Source organism: Clostridium arbusti SL206 (assembly GCF_000246895.1).
Classification (GTDB): Bacteria; Bacillota; Clostridia; order Clostridiales; family Clostridiaceae; genus Clostridium_I; species Clostridium_I arbusti.
In genome coordinates this window covers 1-19,913 of the sequence record NZ_BAEV01000034.1, presented here as the reverse complement: position 1 = coordinate 19,913, position 19,913 = coordinate 1, and the positions used below count along the sequence as shown (strand labels likewise).

The 19,913-nt window shown below is 29.8% G+C and carries 20 protein-coding genes and 1 pseudogene; 7 read left to right on the top strand and 14 right to left on the bottom strand.

What is annotated here, in order from left to right; all coding sequences use genetic code 11:
- Positions 1 to 208 precede the first annotated feature (208 nt).
- Positions 209 to 671 (top strand): annotated as a pseudogene (locus tag RH99_RS08205) (AraC family ligand binding domain-containing protein); the annotation flags it as partial.
- Positions 672 to 888: 217 nt separating this feature from the next.
- Positions 889 to 1,227, top strand: coding sequence for an EamA family transporter (locus RH99_RS08200; RefSeq protein WP_010236421.1), 339 nt, complete (start codon positions 889 to 891; stop codon positions 1,225 to 1,227).
- 111 nt (positions 1,228 to 1,338) lie between these two features.
- Here the strand turns inward: RH99_RS08200 and RH99_RS08195 are convergent, their stop codons facing one another.
- Positions 1,339 to 1,659: a winged helix-turn-helix transcriptional regulator gene (locus RH99_RS08195; protein ID WP_010236419.1), complete on the bottom strand. Its 321-nt coding sequence runs from the start codon at positions 1,657 to 1,659 to the stop codon at positions 1,339 to 1,341.
- Positions 1,660 to 1,763: 104 nt separating this feature from the next.
- Between RH99_RS08195 and RH99_RS08190 the strand changes: the two genes are divergently transcribed.
- Positions 1,764 to 2,300, top strand: coding sequence for a flavin reductase family protein (locus RH99_RS08190; protein ID WP_010236416.1), 537 nt, complete (start codon positions 1,764 to 1,766; stop codon positions 2,298 to 2,300).
- Positions 2,301 to 2,524: 224 nt separating this feature from the next.
- Here the strand turns inward: RH99_RS08190 and RH99_RS08185 are convergent, their stop codons facing one another.
- Together RH99_RS08185 and RH99_RS08175 are read right to left on the bottom strand one after the other, a co-directional pair.
- The gene (locus RH99_RS08185) at positions 2,525 to 3,352 is read right to left on the bottom strand and encodes a flavodoxin family protein (RefSeq protein ID WP_010236415.1); all 828 of its coding nucleotides are present in this window, start codon (positions 3,350 to 3,352) and stop codon (positions 2,525 to 2,527) included.
- A 308-nt stretch (positions 3,353 to 3,660) separates the two neighbouring features.
- Complete coding sequence (locus RH99_RS08175) at positions 3,661 to 4,230, bottom strand: TetR/AcrR family transcriptional regulator (protein ID WP_010236410.1); 570 nt, start codon at positions 4,228 to 4,230, stop codon at positions 3,661 to 3,663.
- 413 nt (positions 4,231 to 4,643) lie between these two features.
- Here RH99_RS08175 and RH99_RS08170 point away from each other — a divergent pair, with 413 nt between their 5' ends.
- Complete coding sequence (locus RH99_RS08170) at positions 4,644 to 5,177, top strand: hotdog family protein (RefSeq protein ID WP_010236407.1); 534 nt, start codon at positions 4,644 to 4,646, stop codon at positions 5,175 to 5,177.
- A 220-nt stretch (positions 5,178 to 5,397) separates the two neighbouring features.
- Here RH99_RS08170 and RH99_RS08165 read toward each other — a convergent pair whose 3' ends face one another.
- The 3 genes from RH99_RS08165 to RH99_RS08155 form a co-directional block, all read right to left on the bottom strand.
- Entirely contained in the window at positions 5,398 to 5,658 is a 261-nt protein-coding gene (locus tag RH99_RS08165; RefSeq protein WP_138990634.1) for a hypothetical protein, read from the bottom strand.
- A 302-nt stretch (positions 5,659 to 5,960) separates the two neighbouring features.
- On the bottom strand, positions 5,961 to 7,799 hold the full coding sequence (locus RH99_RS08160; RefSeq protein WP_010236403.1) for a M56 family metallopeptidase: 1,839 nt from the start codon (positions 7,797 to 7,799) through the stop codon (positions 5,961 to 5,963).
- Positions 7,800 to 7,803: 4 nt separating this feature from the next.
- Positions 7,804 to 8,175: a CopY/TcrY family copper transport repressor gene (locus tag RH99_RS08155; protein ID WP_010236400.1), complete on the bottom strand. Its 372-nt coding sequence runs from the start codon at positions 8,173 to 8,175 to the stop codon at positions 7,804 to 7,806.
- Between the two features lie 384 nt (positions 8,176 to 8,559).
- Here RH99_RS08155 and RH99_RS08150 point away from each other — a divergent pair, with 384 nt between their 5' ends.
- Positions 8,560 to 9,531: a helix-turn-helix transcriptional regulator gene (locus RH99_RS08150; protein ID WP_010236398.1), complete on the top strand. Its 972-nt coding sequence runs from the start codon at positions 8,560 to 8,562 to the stop codon at positions 9,529 to 9,531.
- A gap of 227 nt (positions 9,532 to 9,758) precedes the next feature.
- Positions 9,759 to 10,208 (top strand): GyrI-like domain-containing protein, encoded by a 450-nt coding sequence (locus RH99_RS08145; RefSeq protein ID WP_010236396.1) that lies wholly within the window; start codon positions 9,759 to 9,761, stop codon positions 10,206 to 10,208.
- A gap of 185 nt (positions 10,209 to 10,393) precedes the next feature.
- On the opposite strand, the gene RH99_RS08140 is transcribed toward RH99_RS08145, so the two are convergent.
- From RH99_RS08140 to RH99_RS08115, 6 genes are all read right to left on the bottom strand, one after another.
- Positions 10,394 to 11,479, bottom strand: a complete 1,086-nt coding sequence (locus tag RH99_RS08140; protein ID WP_010236394.1) for an Ldh family oxidoreductase — start codon at positions 11,477 to 11,479, stop codon at positions 10,394 to 10,396.
- 15 nt (positions 11,480 to 11,494) lie between these two features.
- Positions 11,495 to 12,778 (bottom strand): nickel pincer cofactor-dependent isomerase, group 22, encoded by a 1,284-nt coding sequence (locus RH99_RS08135; RefSeq protein ID WP_010236392.1) that lies wholly within the window; start codon positions 12,776 to 12,778, stop codon positions 11,495 to 11,497.
- A 101-nt stretch (positions 12,779 to 12,879) separates the two neighbouring features.
- Complete coding sequence (locus tag RH99_RS08130) at positions 12,880 to 13,890, bottom strand: ABC transporter substrate-binding protein (RefSeq protein WP_010236389.1); 1,011 nt, start codon at positions 13,888 to 13,890, stop codon at positions 12,880 to 12,882.
- A 92-nt stretch (positions 13,891 to 13,982) separates the two neighbouring features.
- Positions 13,983 to 15,182: a threonine synthase gene (locus RH99_RS08125; RefSeq protein ID WP_010236387.1), complete on the bottom strand. Its 1,200-nt coding sequence runs from the start codon at positions 15,180 to 15,182 to the stop codon at positions 13,983 to 13,985.
- Between the two features lie 116 nt (positions 15,183 to 15,298).
- On the bottom strand, positions 15,299 to 16,084 hold the full coding sequence (locus RH99_RS08120) for an ABC transporter ATP-binding protein (RefSeq protein WP_010236385.1): 786 nt from the start codon (positions 16,082 to 16,084) through the stop codon (positions 15,299 to 15,301).
- Between the two features lie 12 nt (positions 16,085 to 16,096).
- Entirely contained in the window at positions 16,097 to 16,891 is a 795-nt protein-coding gene (locus RH99_RS08115) for an ABC transporter permease (protein WP_010236383.1), read from the bottom strand.
- Positions 16,892 to 17,288: 397 nt separating this feature from the next.
- Between RH99_RS08115 and RH99_RS08110 the strand changes: the two genes are divergently transcribed.
- Positions 17,289 to 18,161, top strand: coding sequence for a LysR family transcriptional regulator (locus tag RH99_RS08110; protein ID WP_010236381.1), 873 nt, complete (start codon positions 17,289 to 17,291; stop codon positions 18,159 to 18,161).
- Positions 18,162 to 18,356: 195 nt separating this feature from the next.
- Here the strand turns inward: RH99_RS08110 and RH99_RS08105 are convergent, their stop codons facing one another.
- On the bottom strand, positions 18,357 to 18,998 hold the full coding sequence (locus tag RH99_RS08105) for a 3-oxoacid CoA-transferase subunit B (RefSeq protein WP_010236379.1): 642 nt from the start codon (positions 18,996 to 18,998) through the stop codon (positions 18,357 to 18,359).
- 17 nt (positions 18,999 to 19,015) lie between these two features.
- Entirely contained in the window at positions 19,016 to 19,729 is a 714-nt protein-coding gene (locus RH99_RS08100; RefSeq protein WP_010236377.1) for a CoA transferase subunit A, read from the bottom strand.
- Positions 19,730 to 19,913: the final 184 nt, after the last annotated feature.

Genomic DNA, 19,913 nt, shown 5'->3' with positions numbered 1-19,913 from the left:
CACTGAATTAAGAACTTGCTTCAAAGATATTCTAAATTGGGTATTCGTTATAACCCACTACTGAAAAGTAGCAAAGCTTATGGAGTGTTATACAAACCAAAGTAGCTTGGGCAAAATGGAACACTATGAAGTAGGAAAGAAACAAAACAATAAACTTTTATAATCTTTTTATAAAGTTTTATAGATTTTTGGTAACGATAGGCTATAAATGCAAAAGGAAACTAGAATTGTTTACTTTGATACAGATTTGAATATAGAAGCATATAGCTTTAAAGGTATTATGCAAAAATTTCCTAATCACTTTCATAATTATTATGTAATTGGTTTTATTGAAAGTGGTCAACGGCATTTGTCATGTAAAAATAAATCATATAATATTGAAACTGGCGATTTAATCATATTTAATCCTGGTGATACCCATACCTGCAAACAAATTGACAATGGAACACTAGACTATCGCTGTATCAATATTCAATCAGATATAATGAAAAATATAGTACTTCAAATAACGAATAAAGAGTATCTACCTTATTTCACAGAACCCGTATTATTTCACAACGATCTAGTATCCTCTTTACGAGAATTACATTTTATGATAATTGAAGAAGAAAAAGATTTCAAAAAAGAAGAAATTTTTTTCTTCATAATGGAACAACTGATAGGTGAATATTCCGATGTTATTTCATCATTTCTCTCACAAGAACCAAATACAGAAATCAAGACAGATAGAAACTTTATTTTAAAGTTAAATCCTTTAGGAGATTTTCTAGCAATATTAGCTGCAATTATTTGGGCAATTTATTCTGTAATATTAAAAAAATTAATAATAAATATACTTATAATTACATTTATATAACAAGGAAAATCTTTTTTTATGGAGTACTATTTATGATACCATTAATTTTTATATTTAAAATCAACTTAACTTTTGAGAAATTAATTATTCCAAATGTATTATTCAATATATTATTTTTAAGTCTAATAGCTTCAGCCTTATGTTTTATCATGTGGAATATAGGTATAAATTTTATTGGTACAATTAAAGCTAGTAATTATATTTATATAGTCCCTCTTATAACTACAGCAGCATCAATAATAGTATTAAGAGAATCCATTAGTAATATAGTTATACTAGGAGCTATTCTCATACTATCCGGTCTTTATATATCGCAAAATGGATTTAAAAATCCATTTAAGTATTTATTATCTATTATAAAATTTTCATAATATAATTTTCTTGCGTCTTATTAGAAAATTACGAACTAGCTTTTCCTACTTAACTACATTGATTATTTTCACTAAAATATTGAAGTGCTAGCACCGAATTATTTATAAAAGTTACATATCTTCAATATGATTATTGCCCCACTCACAAAGAGCTTGCATCACAGGCATTAGAGATGTCCCCTTTTCTGACAAACTATACTCTACTTTTGGTGGAACCTGAGGATATTCTTTTCGAATGATTAGTCCATCAGTCGCTAACTCCTTTAATTGGTTGCTTAACATTTTATGAGTAATATTTCCCAAAACCTTTTTTAACTCTCCGTAGCGGAGAGTGTTGGCCTTCCAAAGCCAAAATAATATATGCATTTTCCATTTACCGTCAATCAAAGACATTGCATAAGCAAAAGGTTTAATGTTTACCTCATTATCCATTCATACTCTCCTTTTAGATAGTATCTCACAAAAAAGTACATACTTGCTGTTGATTGCATATTAATATATCATAAAGGCAACGAAATTTCAAGGAGGATAACACTATGAAAAAAGAAATTGAAGTATTTAATTATGCTAATGAGATTATGAAAGCGGTCAAAACAGGCGTTTTGTTGACCACAAAGGTAGATGACAAAGTAAACTCTATGACTATTTCTTGGGGTACACTCGGAATTGAATGGTCAAAACCGATTTTTACAGTTTTTGTTAGAGAAAATCGCTTTACAAAACATCAACTTGAAAAAAATCCTGAATTCACAATAAATATACCATATGGTGCTTTTGACAAAAAGATATTGGGGATTTGTGGGACAAAATCCGGTCGTGCACTTGATAAAATCAAAGAACTTAACTTGACACTTGAAGCACCTAATAATGTTTCTGTTCCTGCTATTAAGGAACTTCCTTTAACGCTTGAGTGTAGGGTTATATACAAACAAAAACAAGATGAGTGTGAAGTTACAGAAGAAAACAAGAACATATTTTACCCACAGAATGTTGATAGCTTATTTCACGGTGCAAACAAGGATTTTCATACTGCTTATTATGGAGAGATTGTTAGTGCGTATATCATAGAATAGTATATCTTGAAGTTCCTTTAGTTCACAGGCAAAGTTATAAGTAATTTGTTGTGTGGTAATGAAAACGCCAACTTTTCGAGGTAATGGTGATAATCTCCACACCTCAAAACACTTTTGATGGTGCTTTGGGGTTTACAATTTGACCTATAAATGTTTCTCTAAGGCGCTTTTTCAAGTGTGCATATTTTAAAAATAACTACTATTTAGTTTTTAAGTTAACATTTTCAGTTAACTGCTTTGGTCATTTTAAGGTACCATATTTTTACGATGATTTTTGAGAATACTCTTTTGAAAGCATTTATTTTTACGCTGTAATAGTATTCTGTACCCTTTTCAAGCCAGCCTTTGTTTTTCCAATATTGATAATCTGCAGAATCTTTTTCTGCATCCGAAAAGGCATGCTTTTGAAGATCAAAGCTTATAAGCCCAATAAGCCCCGGTTTTGGAGGCTCATTATCTATGAGCGAATTGTAAAATACTTTTGAAGCTTTAATAATATTCTTTTGAGTGTTTTCTATTAGTTTTTGCTTGGCATCATCTAAGATTTTACCAGGTGGACATATAACTCCAAGTCTTTGATCTACAGTAAAACCCCAGGTGCCTACTTCAAACGCAAGAATGGACAATACGAATTTTAACCCAACTGCCCCAGTAGTGGCAATGACCATAGCCCGTTTGCCATGAAAACGCGGTCTATGGGAAATATAAGCAAATCGGTCTATAAAGTTTTTCATAATCCAAGAAACATTATAAACATATACAGGTGTAGCAAATATTACACCATCTACTTCCTTCATTTTAGTCTCAATCTGTTCATGGTTATCTTTAATTGGGCAATATTGTTCACCTTTTTCGAGGCATTGAAGACAACCCCTACATGTCTCAAGATTGCTATCTTTGAGTATTAAATACTCAAATTCTACATTTTTATCTAATTTTATAATTTCTTCCTCTACCTTCTTTATTACATTATAAGTATTACCCTTTCCTCTTGGACTTCCTATAATTGTTAATATTTTTATGATTAATGCACCTCTAGTATCATAATTCATTTTTAGTTTTGATATTCAGCTTTAATAATTTTCACATTATCATCTTACAAAAATATTTATAATAAACTCCTCTTGCATAATAAAAGGATATTTAATGTTTTATTACTTGAATAATTAGAAGTATAGCAGAAAATAATCCGAATATAACCGATGTAATCCCTATTTTCATATGGAAAGCTAACGAATCAATATTATTTGCCAGGCCATGAGACTTAATCCATAACCCACAAATTAATGTTGATAAAAGAAGAAGAATAGTTGTGATTCCTGATATTAAAGATATTACTTTCATTAAAATACCTCCATCTTTATTTATTTGTTACACTATTTACTATAGTGTCGATAAGTTCATCTCTTTGTGTTTTATTATTAATGTCTATGCCAGTGTATAATTGAAATGCTTGGGAACTTATACAAGCGACTTGAAGAGTTGTAATTATCTCTAGAGCAATGATTCGCATTTCTATTTCATCCTTCGTATTGCTATATAGTTCTCTTAATATTGGCATCAAGTAAAGTGGCGTTTGCATACTCCCTTGTTGTAGATCATATGATGCTAATATTAAGCTAAGTTTACTATAATGTACTGCGAAATCTGAAAGCTCTTTAAGCATTGTTTTTAGTCTTTGAACTGGTTCTTTGTCTTTTCCATCATTTAACTTTTGTAGCTGTACTGCCATTTGACTCATGGTATCAGAAACGGCTTTGTAAAGTAAGTTTTCTTTTGTTTGAAAATGATAGTTAATTAATCCGACACCTACCTTTGCACGCTCTGCAATTTGGCGTATTGTTATTTTATCTGGTTCACCAACTTCGTTTAGCATATCAATGGTTGCTTTGATTATTTTATCTTTAGCTTTAATATCTTTAGTAGTCATTGTATATCTCCTCGCAAGAAATTGAATGTAATTTGAACATGTTCAGTATACTAAATTAGTTAATTTACGTCAATAGATATTTAGCCACAAAGAATCAAAATATCTATGTTTATCATTAAAGTTATTCTTCATATTTTAATGATGCTTAATATGTATTTTTCTAATATTTTCAAACTAATATCTATTTTATAGCACTTAAACTTATATATTTGGGAGCAAATTAAATTTATTTGTAAAATAATTGTATTAAAGAAAACAATCTAAAAAATTGAATATAATATTTATACTGGTAAGCTTGATAGTTAAAAATTTTATCATAGTATTTTATATGTTTTATTTATTTTTTGAAATAGATATGGCGTAGTAGTAATAAAATAGGAAGAAATAAATACTTGTACTTAAGGAGAGAAAAAATGATAGATTTATTTAAAGCATTTTCTACAATGGAAGATTTTTTTTATGAAGGTGCATTTATTGCCAAAGTAAAATATCAACAGTTTCAGCCAAAATCAAATAAAGAAATTTATAGAAATGAAGTTGTAAAAAATAATAGAAGGCTTTGTATAATAAAGTGCAATGGCTATATTGAAAATAAAATTATAGAAACATTAACAGTATATTTAATGATGAATGTAACAGTTAAAGAAGGTATTCAAGGAGAAGTTGTTCAAGATACTGGAATTTTATGGCGTAATTTTTCAAAAGAAGAAATTGCAGACTTTAGTCATCTAACAGGAGATATAAATTCTATCCATCTTACTGAAAATCCTGTTGTGCAAGGATTATTTATTTTGAAAGAACTTTATGCTACAACTAAAACTAATAAAATAGAAGTGAAATACATTCATCCTATTTATGGAGATAATCCAGTTTATTTGAAACATGAAGGAAATCTTATCAAGGGATTAAGTAATAGTATATTATGTTTTCAAGCAACTCTGTTTTAAACTGTTTTAGTTTAAAATTTTCTTATAAATTGAACTAAATAATTTTAAATCTAGCTATTAATTTATCTAGACTTAAAATTATTTTTATACTGACCATTCTTTTTATTTATAATATTAATTCCTTTCTCTAATATATCATTAAAATTATATAAATTAAAACTTACTATAAATATAAAATGGATAGATCCTATATACCTTTTCCACCACTCCAAGCCTTTAATCACTGCTGCTCAATTCTTATTCCTCTAACATTACCCTTTTCATCTTTATCTAGTGAAAATTTAAATTTTGCATTATTGTCTATGTAATTTGGATTGTTTTTATCTGTTACATTATATGTCTTGGTCTTAGTATATTCTGTAAAACTATTTGACTTTAAAGTCTTAACTGCTATAGGTATGTTATTTGCATTTGCAACCCCTGCAGCAGCATGTATAGAAGCCCCATTTAACACTACATTATCATACATTGAAAATTGCATTTTTTTATTAATAAATGCACTATTTTTTACACCCTTATTTATATACCAGTTAGAAAAAGATTTTGAAATACGTGGACTTAATAAAGCTACTGCTATAATCCCTATAATAAAAATTATTTTTAATTTTTTTATAATAATACACCTTCTTATTTTAATGTTTCCCTGATTATATATTATTTTCTCTTATTTTAAGGTATTTTGCTAAAAAGGACAAGTAAATACATAATAAGAATTACTATAAGATCTTAATCCTATAGTAATTCTTATTAAATTCTATACCTATGTTTCTTATATCAGTATTACTATTTCACTTGCTCTAATACATAATAGTAAGGAGTAGCACCTCTTTCTACATAATCTCCATTTTTCCATTCAAAGAACATATACTTTGAACCGTTTATTTCTTTTATTGTATATTTAGATGCGGTTTTTATATTCTTGTTAATTATTAAACCTTTTGTCCAAGTGAAAGCAGTATTATTTACTGCACCATTTTCACTAAAAGTTAAGTTATTAATAAATAGATCTCCTTTCCACTGTTGAGTATTTGGTTTAAAATCCCGAATTTTTCCAACAAAATCTACGCTTTTCCAACTGCCTATAATTTCAGAATCATTTACAAATGGATAATCTACTTTATCAGTTTTAATTTTTACTTTTTCTCCCTGCATATTAGTATTAAGAGAAGGTGTAGAACTTATTTTCTTTAATACATAGTAAGATGGTTTTACCCCTCTCATAGTATAGTCTCCACTTTTCCATTGAAAAAATATATAAGTTGAACCATCTATGTCCTTTATCACATAGCTGCTATCAGTTTTATCTACGGGATTAAGTATATGATTTTTAGTCCATGTAAAAACTGTCTTTGAAACTTTACCGTCACTTGTAAAGTTCAACTCTTTAACATATAAATCCCCTTTAAAATTTTTAGTATCCACTTTAAAATCTTGAATATCATTTACAAAATCTACACTCTGCCATCTACCTACTAATTTAGGATCATTTACAAAGGAATAGTCAATTTTATCTACATTAACAGCTTTACTACTTGTAAAAGTTAATGTTTTTGCATTTGTAAGAGTTATACCTCCAAAAATTATTAAAACACCTACTGCAAAAGCAGTGATTCTATAGGATTTTTTATTGAATAATTTGATCATAACAATTCTCCTTTTAACTTCATTTTTATTACTTATAATAGAAGTAGCTCCTAATAATTTAGTTGGTCTTGAGAAGTTCTCTATGAGATTTAGGATTGTATATCCATATTCTTTTACTTCTTCATCTTTTGTGTAGGAAAGTGCAAGTGAGTCACAACATATTTCCATATCTTCACGCATTTTATTAAGTCCATGTTGAATGACTGGATTAAACCAATAAACTATTTTTAATATGCTTATAATCCAATTTATAGGTATATCCTTCCTTTTAAAATGTGATAATTCATGTAAAAAAACATAGCGCAACTTTTTTACAGGTAGTACTTTAAGGATATTTTCAGGAAGCAGTATTATAGGTTTAAAATAGCCCATGAGGGAAGGACTTTTTATTAGTGGAGTTGTAATTATTGGTATGTGCCTATTGATTCCCATTTGTTTTTTGCAGTCCTCCAACATATATAGAACTTTCTTATTATAAAATGGAGAGTGTTTTTTTAGGCTATTTTTAAATTTCATATTTACTAAAAATGTATATACACCAATTATAAGAATACCAAACATCCATATAAAAGCTAAAATCATTGGGATTGACCATTGGAAAGATTCAGCTTTAGTACTGTCAAGATTTATGGAAGTTAAGCTGCTTAACATGCTGTCTGTATTATATATATGGCTAACTTTTTCTCCACTATACAATATTAAACTGCTAATATTATTTTCTTTAGGTGTAAAAAATGAATAAAAAATCTTATCAATATTACTTGGCAAATTAAAAATACTGAAAGAACTTTCGGGTAATACCGGTATAAGCAAACGAAATATTACAATTATCCACATTGCATATTGAAATTTTATACCCAACTTATTTTTGAAAAATTTATTAAATGCCAAAATTAAAACTATAATAATACTAGAAATAATCGATACTTGCAGCACTATTCCAAATAAACCATAAAGAAAGTTTGTTAATCCATACATAATGCTATTTCCTCTCATTCAGGATATTCTTTAAATCATCTATATCCTCATTAGATAAATCATTTTCCTTTATGAAATTTACTAGCATACTCTTTATTGCACCATCGTAAACTCTACTTAAAAATGATTGATTTTCTGCCCTTATGCATTCGCTTTGCTCAATTAATGAATAGTAAAGATATCTTCTACCATCTTTTTTGAATCCCAATATATTTTTATTTACTAGTCTGTTTATTAATGTTTTTATAGTTTTAGGATTCCAATCTTTGTTTTCATCTAAAACATCAATTATTTGACTTGAAGTACAAGGCGATTTTGCCCAAACCACCTTCATTACTTCCCATTCCGCCTCTGATATACTAGGTACTTTTTGCATTTATAATCAACTCCTTTTTAGAATTACAATTGTAATCTATATTTAGATTACAACTGTAATCAAAGTTTGTCAATACATAAATTTAACAAAATAGAATTGTTGTGTATATCATATCAGATTTATATTCCTCACCTAATTATTTTCAATTTAATGTAAACAAAAATATAAAGCAGTTAAACCTTGAATTTACTCATCTATTAATAGAAGAACAAGGCCCTTGGAATTTTAACATTAAATTAAAACAATAATATTATTAAATCTTGAATTACACTTTCTACATAGTATATTATGTGTAGGAAGTGTAATTTAACGTAAGTTAAAATAAATAAAATTTTTATCAAGTTTCTCTATTTCTATAGAAAACAGGATAGGAGGTACCTTCATATGAGACTTCATAGACTTTTAGGAATCATAATGCTGCTTAATTCACGAGGAACAATGAAGGCTGGAAACTTGGCTAAATTACTTGAAACCTCAGAGAGAACTATATACAGAGATATTGATGTATTGTGTGAATCAGGCATTCCCATTACATCAACTTCAGGCCCTAAAGGTGGCTTTTCCTTCATGGAAGGCTATAAAATAAATTCAGACGATTTGGAAACTGGAGACATATTTAATATTTTACTTTCAAGTATGGGTATAAGACCTGAAAGAAATACAGAAACATCATATCAGTTAAAAAATACTATTATAAAGCTTGAAAACAGTTTATCAAAAGATCATAGGGAAGAAATTATTAAAGCTAAAGAACGATTCTTTATTGATTCAGATCCTTGGTGGGGTAAAAGAATTGAAAACAGAAATATAGATATAATAAAAAAATCATTATTGAATTTAAAAAAGTTAAAGATATACTATAGAAAATTTCATGGCGAAGTATCAGAGAGAATTATAAGACCTTATGGCGTAATAGTAAAAAATTCTCAGTGGTATGTAGCAGCTTTTTGTGAATTAAAAAGTGAAATTAGAGTTTTTAAATGCAATAGAATTGATACTATAGAAGTACTTGATAAAAATTTTAATATGCCTGAAGACTTTTCTTTGGAAGAATTCTGGAATACCAATAAGCAACAATTTGTAAAACAAGCGTCCCTTAAAATAGAGAATAGTACATATCCTGTTAAGATTAAATTTTACGAAGAAAAGAAAAAATTACTTGAAGGTTTCTATGTACAATCTTCCATGAAATCATCAAATCAATGGATTTACAATATTGATCTGCTGAGTTTTGAAACTGCCTGCAATATAATTTTCCCTTTATGTGACAGAGTAGAAGTTTTAGAACCTTTTGAACTTAGAAGATACATAATAGCAAAAGCAAATAAAATTTCAAATTTATATAAATCTAAATAAATTCATGACACAGTATTGTCAACAATTGCTTGCTATAATTAATACATAAAGCATTGGAAATAATAACTAGTCAGTATACTAGTTTATTTTCAATCATGTTACGTTAACTAAACCCTCTAATAGCAACACTATCATTAGAACTAGTTTCCCTATATGGTTGAAAATATACGTGGCATCTTTGACTTGCTATTTATTTTCACATGTCTAATAAATGGAGGAGATAAATTATGAAAACAAAATTAGTAAACATAAAAGAATTCAAGGCTGTAGGTATCACCTATTTTGGCAATAACAGCAATGGAGAAATTCCAAAGCTCTGGCAGGTATTTAATAGTCGCTACAAAGATATAAAACAAAAGAGTAAATCCATGATCTGTTATGGTATATGTGATGATGAAATGGATTCTGAGGGTAGATTCCATTATACTGCTTGTGCAGAAGTAGATAGCTTTCAAGATGTGCCAGAAGGTATGGAAACAAAAATTGTACCAGCCGGTAAATACCTTGTATACACTTATGTAGGAGATATGAAAAACATAGGTAATTTTTACAATGACATATTTACTAAGTATCTTCCAGATTCAGAATATGAAATTGACTCAAGACTTCAACTTGAATTATATGACGGAAGATTTATGGATAATGGAGAATTTGACATATATATACCTGTTAAATAGAATTTTCTTGTAAACAATCATACAACAACTCTAGCCTCTCTAGATGAATAGAATGGCGTAGATTGCTGGCAAAGTGCCAGCTACCATCAAAACATGAGATTATATTCACCTACTAGTAATCTAATCTCATGTTTTTAATTATCAATTTATAAGTATAATAATTTAGTAACCACTATCCGTACAAACTATTGAATAACATAGTCCTCTATTTTCAGATTAAAATATTTACATATTTCATCTATTTCCTCTAATGTATTATCATTTATAGGAATACCATTCTTAATCTTATCCTCATATGCCTCCAATTCCTTCTCTCCATGAATATATATTCTATACTTTCCCTTTGCCTTTTTAGATTCTCTAATTTCATCTAAATATTCCGAAAAGTTTTTTTTAATTATTTTTTTGTCTCCAAATATTCCATAATCAATGGCAATGAATGAATGACATGTACCAGAAACTCCATTCATATGAACATAGTTTGCCGTTGAGCCACCAGATAAAATTGCTGTAAATAATTCAACTGTAAGTGCAAATCCATAACCTTTATGCCCCCCAGATATTTCTTCTGATCCTCCTAATGGAACTATTCCTCCGCCTTTTTTATTAGCTATATCATATAAAACTTCTTTTGCATCAGATGTATTCTCGCCCTGTGAATTAATTGCCCATCCTGTAGGAAGTTTCTCACTTCTCTTATTGTAAACTTCTATTTTCCCTCTAGTAACAACACTTGTTGACATATCCATCAGGAAAGGATATGGACTGGCTGGCATGGATATTGCAATAGGATTACTTCCCATCATGGCTTCTCTGCCAAAGGTAGGTACTGTAATGGCTGGAGAATTAGTCATTGAAATCCCAAGCATTCCTTGCTCCTGGGCCATTCTTGCATAGTATCCTGCTATACCATAATGATTAGAATTATTAACTAGAACTATTCCCATTCCTGTATTTTTTGCTTTTTCTATTGCCATATTCATGGCTTTTTTCCCAACTATCTGTCCTATACTTTCTCCTGCATCTATAACAGCTGATATTGGTGTTTCCTTAACTATTTCTATTTTTGAGTTTACTTTTACCAGTCCGCTTTTTATCTCTTTATAATACTTGGCCAATCTCTGTATTCCATGAGATTCAATTCCAAATAGATCTGATAATAATAGAACATCAGTTATATTTTCACTGTCATTTTTATTGAATCCAAGTTTTTCAAAAACTGCATTACATAATTTTTTTAAGCCTTCATATTTATATATTTTATAACTCATAGTATCCTCCAAAAACTATAATTTTCCCCAAGCAAACTTAGGTTCACCCTCATAGAATTTCAAATCTTTAGTATTTGTTAAAATGTCTAAATTGTGATTTGATTTAACTTCTCCAATAAGTGGTTCACTAACTACAATATTTTCTAAATCCATGGTATTTTTTATCCATACAATCTTATGTTCTCTATTTTTAACTCCATTACAGATTTTAACAGCAATCTTTATTGCATCCTCTGAATTTGATGCAACCATAGGTATTTTAGCCGGTTCCATATATGTACTAGTGAAACAATTGGTGTACATATCTATAAAATTTATTTTATCAAATAATTTTCTGGTAATAATATCTGATACACCTACTCCATTGGCATTTCCATGAGATTCTTTAGTTATGTCAAGAATCACACATTTTTTAAATTCCGGGCCACCGCTGACGCACCCAGTAAAATATAATCCTGTTACGTTTGGATCTTGACCATTACCACTTATATTCTTACCTATTTCATCTATTATAAGTACATCAAATTTCGGTATAAGTATTCTGCCCATAAGTTCTCGGCTTTCCTTAAGCAGATCTTCTTCTTTTTTTAGATCCAATATTTCATCTTTAGTTATAATTTCTATTTTATACGTTTCGTCATAGGCATTCTCCACTATAGCTACAGCAAATAATACTCTAGTTTTCTCAGCTATCATGCAACCTATTTGTGGTATTAACTCAGGGAATCTTTCAAATCCCTTACTGTGAATTGAATCTGCCCCCTTTTGCTTTCCAAAGCCAATACAAAGCATCTTGCAAACTCCACTTTCCACCCTTCCTCTAAAACCTGTGTGGGGCTTTATCCTTGGAATTATTACTATACCATCAGCCTTTAGTGCGCTTTTTGCTACATAAACAGGTAAATCAGCTTCATATTCTCCTATAATTTCTGTATCCATAGATGAATCTATATTAACTCCCATGTTCTCTTTTGTAATCCCATAAGAAGCTAAAATTTCTTTTTGTCCTTTTTCTGTTGCTCCACCATGGCTTCCCATTGCCGGAACTATGAAAGGCTTCGCTCCTACTTCCTTTAAAGAATCTATGACTGTTTTTGTTATTATATCTATATTTGCTATCCCACGACTTCCGACACCTACTGCAATTCTCTTATTTCTTAAATTGTATAAATAAGAATGAACTTTTTCTTTCACTTCACTTTTGATATCAACAATTCTATTTTTCTTGAAATTTTGTCTTACCTTTAAAAACTTAGGCAGCTGTATTTCATTAAATTTACTTAAATCTAATGATTCCATAATGACACCTTCTCTTATTTAAATGAACTAAGGCATATTCAAATAAATGACTAGCCAGTATGCTAGTCTATTTATTTTCACATGCCTAAAAACATTTTCTACTATTTTATTCCTGCATCTGTTGCATAAGTTTTATCTAGAAGATCCTTAACATCTACATCTTTTCTTACAGTATTATTTTGTCTTAAAGTTTTAATAGTTGATGTAAGTGAATCTACTACTTGGTCTGTTAATCGTATATCAAAATCTTCTTTAGCTAAACCCTTTGCTGCAACTTCTTTATTTAATTTAAGTTCTTGTGAAATAATATCAGCCGTTTTATCTGGATTTGCTTTAACCCATTTTTCTGTCTTTTCATATACTTTCAGCATTCTTTTTACTATATCAGGATTATTTTTTGCAAAGTCATTGTTTACCAAAATCAAGTTTACTTCATACTTAAGACCAGTTCCATCACCAATTGCATAAGCTGTATTTTCAGCTTCAGTAGAGGATGCATAAGGTTCCCAAACTATTCCTGCATCAATATTTTTTGAGGCAAAGGAAGTCTTTATATCGGTAGGCTGAAGATTAACTAATTGTATATCGCTTTGTTTAAGACCTGCCGCTTCTAAATATCTAGCAAGCAGCATATGTGCAGAAGAGCCAACTGTTACAGCAACTTTTTTACCCTTTAAATCCTTAGCTGATTTTATATTGGACCCAGTTGCAGCAAGTATAGTGTTCAATTTATATCCTGATGCATAAACTCCTATACCCTTTATATCAGTATTATTTGCTCTTGCCTGAATAGATGGTTGGTCACCAACTTGACCAAAATCAAGTCTTCCACCGGCAAAGGCCTCCATCATCGGTGGTCCTGATACAAAACTCTGAAAATTAATTTTTATATTATCCTTTTTAAATTCTTCATCAAACCATCCTTGGTTTTTTGCAACAATTAAAAGTGTATGATTTATTCCAGGCTGATAACCTATATTTATTTCTTTTGGCTTTGTTTCAGCGGTTTTGTTTCCTTCTGCCGAATTTGTAGAACTATTAGTTTGACCACAAGCTGTAAACACCAATATACTTACTAATAATATGGAAATTAAAACAGTTATTTTTTTCATTACAATTCGCTCCTTTTCTTTTTAAGATAACTACAATTTAAATACTTGATAAATTATTATTTTTTACTAGCTATCACTGAGCTATAGTCACTTTAGATATCTGCATCAATTTCAAGTACTGGCAGCTTTTCTTCCACTAAATTTGCATACTTTAATCCACTTCCAGTATTCAAAAGTACAATCTTATCTGTTGACTTTAAGAAACCATTTTTTATGAGCTTATCGGCTGCTGCAACTAAGGTTGCCCCTTCTGGACATACAAACATTCCTTCCGTCTTAGCCAAAAGATTAAGTGATTCTATAATTTCAAAGTCTTTTACCTCAATTGCTGTACCTTCACTTTGTCTCACAGCATCAAGAACTATAAAATCTCCTAAAGCTTTAGGTACACGTATTCCTCCAGCTATAGTATTTGCACCAGTACAAAATTCAGAAGCTTCTGAATTTTCATTAAAAGCCTTTACTATTGGATTACAGCCTTCTGCCTGAACTGCTATAAGTTTTGGAATCTTATCTTTAATCCAACCAAGTTCTTTTAACTCCTTAAAAGCTTTCCATATTCCAATTATACCTACACCTCCACCAGTAGGATAAAGAATAGCATCTGGAAATTCCCAATTAAAATACTCAGCAATCTCAAATCCCATGGTCTTTTTTCCTTCAATTCTATACGGCTCCTTAAGTGTAGCGGCATCAAACCATCCATACTTTTTTACACCCTTAGCTATTATCTTTCCTGCATCAGATATTAACCCTTTAACAAGATAAGTTCTTGATCCGTATATAAAGGCTTCTTTTTTAGCTAAATCCGGTGCATCTTCTGGCATAGCCACCACAAGTTCAATTCCAGCTTTAGCAGAATAAGCAGACCAAGCGCCTCCTGCATTTCCAGCTGTAGGCATTGCTATTGTCTTTATTCCAAGTTCCTTAGCCTTTGACACACCCACTGCTGCTCCTCTTGATTTAAAAGTTCCTGTAGGATTTAATCCTTCATCCTTAATATAAAGATTCTCTGCTCCTATTTTATCCCCTAACCTATCAGCTTTAAGTATAGGCGTATCTCCTTCTCCAAGTGAAACTATATTTTTTTCATCTTCAATTGGTAAAAGTTCCTTAAATCTAAACAGTCCTTTCTCTCTAGTTTTAAATACATTTTTATCCACATTTTCTTTTATACTATGTAAATCATATCTTACAAGTAATGGTCCACCACATTCACATAAATTATGAGGTTCATCCTTTGAATACTCTTTTCCACATTTTGAACATTGTAAATAACTAAAATAACTCATTTAAAATTACTTCCTCTCACTATAATTTATAATATTTATTAATATTTATTTTAATTGTATAATCTCTAAAATAAAAAATTTTGACTTTTGGCTACTAACCTCTAAAAAAATTTCTTTTATATATTATATGAAAATGGATTTTCTACCTTTGTAAAAAATTCATTGTATATCTGACTTTTTATATATGTAAAATCATAATTACTCCTATCACGCGGTCTTGATAATTCTACAGGAACTATTTTTTTAATACGTCCTGGTCTGCTTGACAACACCACAACTCTATTACCAAGGTATACAGCCTCATCTATATCATGAGTTACAAGAATCATAGTAGTTTTTTCTTTTTCCCATATTTTTAAAATTTCCTGCTGCATATTAATTCTAGTCATAGCATCTAAAGCTCCAAATGGTTCATCAAGCAATAAAATCTTTGGTTTATTAATAAGTGCCCTAGCAATACTTATTCTCTGTTTCATTCCTCCTGACAGCTGACCAGGGTAAGCTTTTGCGAAACTACTTAATCCTACTAATTCAAGTTGTTCATTAACTAATTCCTTTTTTCTTGAGCTTGATACTTTTTTACTTATACCAAAAGCTATATTTTTTTCAACTGTAAGCCATGGGAAAAGCCTGGATTCCTGAAAAATCATACCTCTGTCAACACCTGATCCTTCAATTGGCTTTCCATAGGATAATATACTTCCTGAATAATCTCTATCAAGACCTACTATCATTCTAAGTAAAGTACTTTTACCACATCCACTGGAACCAACAATACTTAAAAATTCTCCATCTTCAACACATAGATTTATATCCTTCAATACAGTAAGTTCTCCACTATCCATTTTAAAAGTCTTGTTTAAATTCTCTATTTCGATAGCTTTATTGATTTCATCATTCATGATATTCCCTCCTTAATTTTCATTATTTGTATCCCATCTAACGATTAGAATCTGTAATTTTTTTATCAAATAATCAATTAGAAAACCAATTATACCTATTGAAAATACCCCTACCAGCATAACATCAGGCTGAGATAACTCTCTTGCATAGGAAATTTGATATCCTATACCGGAAGTTGCAGCAATAATTTCTGCAGTAATAACGCTCATCCATGCACTCCCTATTCCAATTCTAAGTCCTGTAAAAATAGATGGCAGTGCAGATGGAAAGACGATCTTTATCAAAGTATCCAGCTTACTTTTTTCTAATATTTTTGAAACTTCTAAGAATTTTTTATCTGCTCCCTTTATTCCATAAATGGTATTTATAAGTATTGGCCAAAAGCTTCCAATAATTATTATTGTTATCTTTGATGCCTCGTCTATACCCATCCAAAGTATAAGCACAGGTACCCAGGCTACAATAGGTATTGGTCTTAAAAATCCTATAATTAAATCCAAAGCTTTTTCAATACCCTTGAATAATCCAATTAAAACTCCAAAAACTATTCCAAGAATAGCTCCTATGGCGTATCCTTTTAAAACCCTTAATATACTTATCCATAAATTTTTAAACAGATCTCCGCTTTTTATCATATCAATTAAAGCTTGATAAACAACATGAGGTGATGGTAATACAGATGACCTGATAAAGCCTTTATCACTTAGTATTTGCCACAACATTAACAGTATTATTGGAACAATCAATGCTATAATTATGTTTTTAATTATCCTGAATGTTTTATGTAAAATAACTTTATAATTCATATATATATACTCCTTTCAGATTTTGATAATAACATACTTTTAAATTCATGTGACAATAACTTTATTATTAAAATATATTTAACCTATTGGAAAACTTGTTTATCGGGTAAAAAAATAATTCTTAGTAATTCAATATGTATACTTTAATCAGCTAAAATATTACACTATATCTTTAATATGTGTCAATACTTTATATAAAATAACTTAAATCTATGCTATATATATTTATAATTAATACATACTAATCATAATTTTTTTTTAAAATTATAGATTATTACTTTTATAAATCTTTAACTTTGTGTATGATTATATCAAATAGAAACTTATATAACAAATATAAATAACATATCGGATTTATATGAAATTAATATAAATAGAATATCAGAGGTGATTATTCATGGATATCAGACAGCTTAAATATTTTCTTGCTATAGTGGAAGAGGGCAGTATAACTAGGGCTGCAGAAAGATTACATATCGCTCAACCACCCTTGAGCCAGCAGTTGAAATTACTTGAAGATGAACTTGACATAAAGCTTATAGAAAGAAATACAAGAAAAATTCAAATAACAGATGCAGGTAGAATACTTCAGCATCGTTCTAAACAAATTTTAGAATTAACTCAAAACACTGAAAAAGAACTCAAAAACTTAAAACAGGGATTTAAAGGAATACTATCTCTGGGTACAGTTCCATCTTCAAGTACTACCATTTTATTAAAAAGATTAAATGAATTTCATAATAGGTATCCTCATATAAACTTTAAGATAAGAGAAAGTAATACTGATGAAATATTAAAATCACTTTCTATAGGCACAATAGAAGTGGGCGTTATTTTGACACCTTTTAATTCTGAGAATTTTGAATCACTGTTGCTTTCCAGTGAACCTATGATAGTGGCCTTTAAACCTGATACATATTTTATCAATACCGAAAAGAATTCTATAAGTTTAAATGATTTAATAAACAAACCTTTAATAATAGATCATAAATTTAAAGATATGCTAATTTCGACCTGCCATCAAGCAGGTTTTGAACCAACAATACTTTGTGAAAATGAAGATGCGAGATCAGTTCTTCTATGGGCTAACACAGAAATCGGCATAGGTATATTACCTAAATCCGCTGCTACCCTGATCCCAGAATTAGACTTAAAATACATTGAAATAGATGAATTATCTTTAAAAACCAGACCTGCGGTTGTATGGGTTAAAAACAGATATTTATCTGATGTAGCTAAAAATTTTATAGAAATGTTTAAGATAAACTAGATTAATTCATATTTTAATAGAATTTATATATATCTATAGCTACATTGTAAGATTCATTATGATAATCCTATAATATTGCAAAGAAAAGATGTTCTTTACTTTCGTAAAATTTATAAAATAATCCAAATTAGGCCTGTAATCCATTATTTCATAAGGGTTACAGGCCTCTTATATTAATACTGCTTATTATAAACTTTATTGTAATCTTTCTGGAATAATCAACTCTGCCCCTGTGGATTTTACAACTTCATCTAAAGTAACATTTGGATATATCTCTTCCAGTAAAAGTCCTTTAGATGTCACTTTCATAACTGCTTTTTCCGTTATAATTAATTTTACAACACCAGATGCAGATAATGGTAAAGTACAATTTTTCAATATCTTTGGATTTCCCTTTTTATCTGTATGTGTCATGGCCACAATTACATTTTTAGCTCCTACTAATAAATCCATTCCGCCACCCATACCAGGTACAAATTTGCCAGGTATTTTCCAGTTGGCTATATTGCCATTTTCATCAACTTCTAGTGCTCCTAGAACAGTTGCGTCTACATGACCCCCTCTAATTATTCCAAAAGATGCTACCAAATCAAATACAGATGATCCTGGCAGCATAGTAATAGGCTCCCCACCTGCATTTGCCACATCTGGATCTGAATGTCCTCTTTTAGGTTTAGGACCAAATAGTAATGCACCATTTTCAGTTTGTAAAATTACATTTATGCCTTGTGGTATGAAATTAGCAGAAAGTGTAGGAATTCCAAATCCTAAATTTATAACCATATCATTCCTAAACTCCTTGGCAACTCTTCTAGCAATAATTTCTCTTACATCCATATCCATAAGCCTCCCTTTTAAAGTTTCTTAGCCTTTACCCATAAATCTTCATAAATATCTTTTCTATCAGTTGATTTATAGCCTTGAACAATAATATCTACAAAAATTCCAGGAGTACCTACATCGTTATAAGCAATTTCACCTACTTCAACTATTTCATCAACTTCAGCAATAACTAAATCAGCTGCTGTCGCCATTACAGGATTTGAATTTAAAGCAACTCCTCTATATTGAAGATTGCCGAGTTTGTCTGCTCTGTATGCCTTTATAATTGCTATATCTGCCTTTAATGGAGGATACAATAAGAACTGTTTACTATTTACCATAACCTTTTCTCTGCCATCTTCCATTTCAGTGCCTATACCAGTAGAAGTTAATACTCCACCTAAACCTGAGCCTGCTGCTCTTATTCTTTCAATTAGAGTTCCCATAGGGTTAAATTCCACTTCTACTTTACCTTCATTATATTGTTTTATAAGATTCGTATCTGTACCTATGTGTGCCCCTATAAATTTTTTTATTTTATAGTCTTTAGTAAGTTTAGCTATGTCAAAAATTCCATATGGACTAGAAGCTACTGTACTTATAATAGTGAGATCTTTTACATTACTTTCAGCAATTTCATCAATTAATCTTATGGGAGATCCAACTCCTAAGAATCCTCCTATCATTATTGATTTCCCACTTTTAATGTGTTCAACTGCCTGCTCAATTGATTCAATAACAGCCATTATTTACACCTCCAATGTATCATTGAGAATAATATCAAAAGCTAAATTTACTATGTTAAATGAATTCATATAATAGATTTTTTTAATATAACTTTAATTGTTGTATGGATTTGTGGTATGGGTATTCTAAGAGAATTAAGATTCAATTATAGAAAGCTAATGACGTAAACGTTTTAAAGCATTA

Coding starts and splice junctions, on each gene's coding strand:
- RH99_RS08200 (WP_010236421.1), top strand. CDS start 889: ATGATACCATTAATTTTTATATTTAAAATCAACTTAACTTTTGAGAAA.
- RH99_RS08195 (WP_010236419.1), bottom strand. CDS start 1,659: ATGGATAATGAGGTAAACATTAAACCTTTTGCTTATGCAATGTCTTTG.
- RH99_RS08190 (WP_010236416.1), top strand. CDS start 1,764: ATGAAAAAAGAAATTGAAGTATTTAATTATGCTAATGAGATTATGAAA.
- RH99_RS08185 (WP_010236415.1), bottom strand. CDS start 3,352: ATGAATTATGATACTAGAGGTGCATTAATCATAAAAATATTAACAATT.
- RH99_RS08175 (WP_010236410.1), bottom strand. CDS start 4,230: ATGACTACTAAAGATATTAAAGCTAAAGATAAAATAATCAAAGCAACC.
- RH99_RS08170 (WP_010236407.1), top strand. CDS start 4,644: ATGATAGATTTATTTAAAGCATTTTCTACAATGGAAGATTTTTTTTAT.
- RH99_RS08165 (WP_138990634.1), bottom strand. CDS start 5,658: ATGCAATTTTCAATGTATGATAATGTAGTGTTAAATGGGGCTTCTATA.
- RH99_RS08160 (WP_010236403.1), bottom strand. CDS start 7,799: ATGTATGGATTAACAAACTTTCTTTATGGTTTATTTGGAATAGTGCTG.
- RH99_RS08155 (WP_010236400.1), bottom strand. CDS start 8,175: ATGCAAAAAGTACCTAGTATATCAGAGGCGGAATGGGAAGTAATGAAG.
- RH99_RS08150 (WP_010236398.1), top strand. CDS start 8,560: ATGAGACTTCATAGACTTTTAGGAATCATAATGCTGCTTAATTCACGA.
- RH99_RS08145 (WP_010236396.1), top strand. CDS start 9,759: ATGAAAACAAAATTAGTAAACATAAAAGAATTCAAGGCTGTAGGTATC.
- RH99_RS08140 (WP_010236394.1), bottom strand. CDS start 11,479: ATGAGTTATAAAATATATAAATATGAAGGCTTAAAAAAATTATGTAAT.
- RH99_RS08135 (WP_010236392.1), bottom strand. CDS start 12,778: ATGGAATCATTAGATTTAAGTAAATTTAATGAAATACAGCTGCCTAAG.
- RH99_RS08130 (WP_010236389.1), bottom strand. CDS start 13,890: ATGAAAAAAATAACTGTTTTAATTTCCATATTATTAGTAAGTATATTG.
- RH99_RS08125 (WP_010236387.1), bottom strand. CDS start 15,182: ATGAGTTATTTTAGTTATTTACAATGTTCAAAATGTGGAAAAGAGTAT.
- RH99_RS08120 (WP_010236385.1), bottom strand. CDS start 16,084: ATGAATGATGAAATCAATAAAGCTATCGAAATAGAGAATTTAAACAAG.
- RH99_RS08115 (WP_010236383.1), bottom strand. CDS start 16,891: ATGAATTATAAAGTTATTTTACATAAAACATTCAGGATAATTAAAAAC.
- RH99_RS08110 (WP_010236381.1), top strand. CDS start 17,289: ATGGATATCAGACAGCTTAAATATTTTCTTGCTATAGTGGAAGAGGGC.
- RH99_RS08105 (WP_010236379.1), bottom strand. CDS start 18,998: ATGGATGTAAGAGAAATTATTGCTAGAAGAGTTGCCAAGGAGTTTAGG.
- RH99_RS08100 (WP_010236377.1), bottom strand. CDS start 19,729: ATGGCTGTTATTGAATCAATTGAGCAGGCAGTTGAACACATTAAAAGT.